The organism is Pseudomonadota bacterium, assembly GCA_010028905.1.
In the GTDB taxonomy this organism is placed as follows: Bacteria; Vulcanimicrobiota; Xenobia; order RGZZ01; family RGZZ01; genus RGZZ01.
Map to the genome: position 1 here is coordinate 1 of RGZZ01000563.1, position 2,960 is coordinate 2,960.

2 protein-coding genes are annotated in these 2,960 nt (G+C 67.1%); both read left to right on the forward strand.

Features of this window, described 5'->3' with window-relative positions; all coding sequences use genetic code 11:
• On the forward strand, window positions 1–1,694 hold a 1,694-nt coding region (locus EB084_22840), incomplete at its 5' end, for a TonB-dependent receptor (GenBank protein NDD31101.1).
• A gap of 1 nt (window position 1,695) precedes the next feature.
• Window positions 1,696–2,772 (forward strand): TonB family protein, encoded by a 1,077-nt coding sequence (locus tag EB084_22845; protein NDD31102.1) that lies wholly within the window; start codon window positions 1,696–1,698, stop codon window positions 2,770–2,772.
• Window positions 2,773–2,960: the final 188 nt, after the last annotated feature.

Below are 2,960 nucleotides of genomic sequence, written 5' to 3' on the forward strand. Positions count from 1 at the left end.
TCGGAAGCGCTGATCTCTCGACCCTGCCCGCCGATTACATCGATCACGTCGAGGTCGTGCGCGGCCCGTACTCGGCACTCTACGGCGGCAACGCCATGTCGGGTGTGGTGCAGTTCGTCACCAAGGATGGCGCCGACCACAAGAGTGGGGCCGACTACATCGGGGGCGGCCAGGGCACCAGCATCGCCACGGGCATCATCAGCACCCGACTCGGAACCGCCGATCTGCTCATCGTGCCCACCTTGCGCAGCGTGGCCGGTGATCGGCCGAACGCGAGCTCTGAGCTGCAGAACGGATTTCTTCGCTTCTCGCTCCCCACGGGAACCAACGAGACGCTCACCATCTCGGCGGGTCTCAATCGCTCTCGCGTGGGTACACCAGGTCCGCAGCCAGCGGCTGATGTGACCCAGCGAACCCAGAGCCAGCTGCGCCTGGGCAACAACCTGGCGTCGACCCTCGTCGACAGCCAGGGAGGGTCGCAGCGCTTCCTCAATATCGACTACAAGACCGATCGTCTGCTCGTGCACGCCTGGCAGAGCGCGTGGACGCCCACGTTCCACAACGCCTACGTCGACTTCGCGGGTGACATCCACGCCGCCGACACCGTGGCCCGAGAGTACGACACCGGCGTCGACGCGCGCATCAAGATCCCTCACCTCAAAGACAGCGCCCTCACGCTGGGTGCCCTCTACGAGCGCACATACATGGGCTACAGCTCGGTCGATACCGACACGACGCTCGCGGTGTCTGCCGCGCCCGTGACCTTTGTGGCGGGTCGAGACATCCGCGCCATCTACGCTGAGGAGTCGCTGCAGCTCGGGCGCTTGTCGGCGACCCTGGGGCTTCGCGCCGAGAACGGCACGGGGTACGGGGGGCAGATCAGCCCACGCACGGCGTTCCTCTATCGGCTCAACGACCAGCTGGGGCTGCGCGCCGCCTGGGGGCGAGGATTTCGCGCGCCGACCCTCTCCGAGCTCTACTACCCGGAGAGCTTCGGCGCCGCGGGCAATCCCAATCTGCGCCCCCAGACCTCCACCACCTATGAGATCGGCCTCGAGGCCCTGATCACGAAGCAGCTGCTGCTGCGTCTCACGGGCTTCAGCGATGACGTGAACGGTCTCATCGCATACGCTCCCGTGGGCCCCGTCGGGCCTTTCGGCAATGAGTTCATTCCCTCGAATCTGAACAAGGCGCGCAAGAAGGGCGTGGAGTCGCAGCTGCAGTGGCAGGTGACGCCCGAGCTCACCGTTGGGGGAACCTACACCTACATCGACGCGACGCAGATCAATCAAGAGGTGGTGAACGCCTTCACCAATCAGCTGGCGACGGTGTCGCGTCCTCTCGCCAATGTTCCGCGCACCCGAGCAACGGTGACGGTCAGCTGGCAGCAGCCAAAAGGGTTTGGCGTGCAGATCGACGGCGTCGTGCTCGGTGAGCGCGGCCAGTACTACGCCAACTACAGCGACCCGAGCGGGTTGGTCACCTACGACACCAAGGCGCTGCCCGCGGTGGGTGTGCTCGATCTCACCGTCGGGCATCATGCTCGACTTGGCGACGTGCAGGGCCAGGTGTTCCTCAAGATCACCAATCTTCTCAACTCGAGGTACGCGCTCAACTTCGGCAACGACTTCCACGATCTGAACTATCCCATGCCGGGGCGCACCTTCTACTTCGGGTTGAGCCCGCGGTTCTGACGTGACGGGCAGCGGTCGCTTCATGCTTCTCTCGGCGCTCGCGCACGCGGTCGTGGCGGGCGTCGGGGGATGGATGCTGGTCACGGGGGCCTCTTGTGATCCGGCACCTCCCACGCCCCTCGTGCTGCACGAGGTCACCCTGCTCCCCCGGCTGATGTCACCTCCCTCGTTGATGTCGCGTCTCCCGGTCGCTTCTGGGGCGCAGGCCCCGCGAGCGGTTCTACCCACAGGATCAGCGTCGCCGCGCGCGCGCGCCCAGGCGGTTCCGCCGTCGCGGCGCGCGTTCGCCAGGTCTGGAGCAGTCGAATCGCGCTTCACCGGATCAGTGGACGCATCGCCAGCGCAGAATCCCCCGCCTTCTCCTACCGCCGTGCGATCTGGCGCATCACCGGATCGACCGCAGGCCTGCGACCCGCCCATCGCCACCGCTGCTATCGCCCCAGTCGCACCAGTCGAGGTCCCTCGAACCGCTGTTCGCCCGCAGGCTTGTGCATCGCCGACCGCTGCGCCGCCGCAACCTGTCGTCTCCGTTCGCCCCGCCGTGGCACCCGTGACTACGCCCGCGTCGGCACAGGCCAGCGCGGCGTTGCCCGAATCGCCGCGTGGACCCTCGGAAGCGCCGCGAGGCATGGCTTCGGGGGAGGCCCTCGCTGTGTCGACGGGCCACGAGAGGGCAGGGGGACTTCCCTCCGGCTCGGCCGACGCAGCGCGTCCGGCTGGGCGAAGCACGGGGGAAGGTTCAGGCGAAAGCGTTCCGCGCAACGGTGGGGCAGGGGAGGCCAGCCACCCCCCGTCGGAAGGTCCCAGCGATGCGCCGCCCGGGTTCCTCGGCGGACCTTCTCCGCACTACCCCGCGCGGGCGCGCGACGAGCAGCGCCAGGGCGGGGTTCGCGTGCGGGTGCACGTCAACGCCGAGGGTCAGGTCGATGCGGTCGAGCTCGATGGCTCGAGCGGTCACTCCGACCTTGATGCGGCGGCGCGTGAGACGGCGTGGTCGTGGCGCTTCCGCCCGGCGGTGCGTGTCGGTCGTCCGGTGGGCTGCTGGGTGAGGCGCACGGTGGTGTTCCGACTCGAGTGAGCGAGACGGAGACTCGGATCGCCTGTGCGTCACGGCTGTGTGACCTCGTGATATCCTGGCGGCTGCACGAGAGGTTCTGGGTTCGGGGTCGTTCGCGCATTGACGCATTGACGCATCTTTCACGGGCATTTTCGCGCCTCTTCAGACGCTGTTCATAGACTGCCGGCAAAAGAGAGGAGATCCATCGA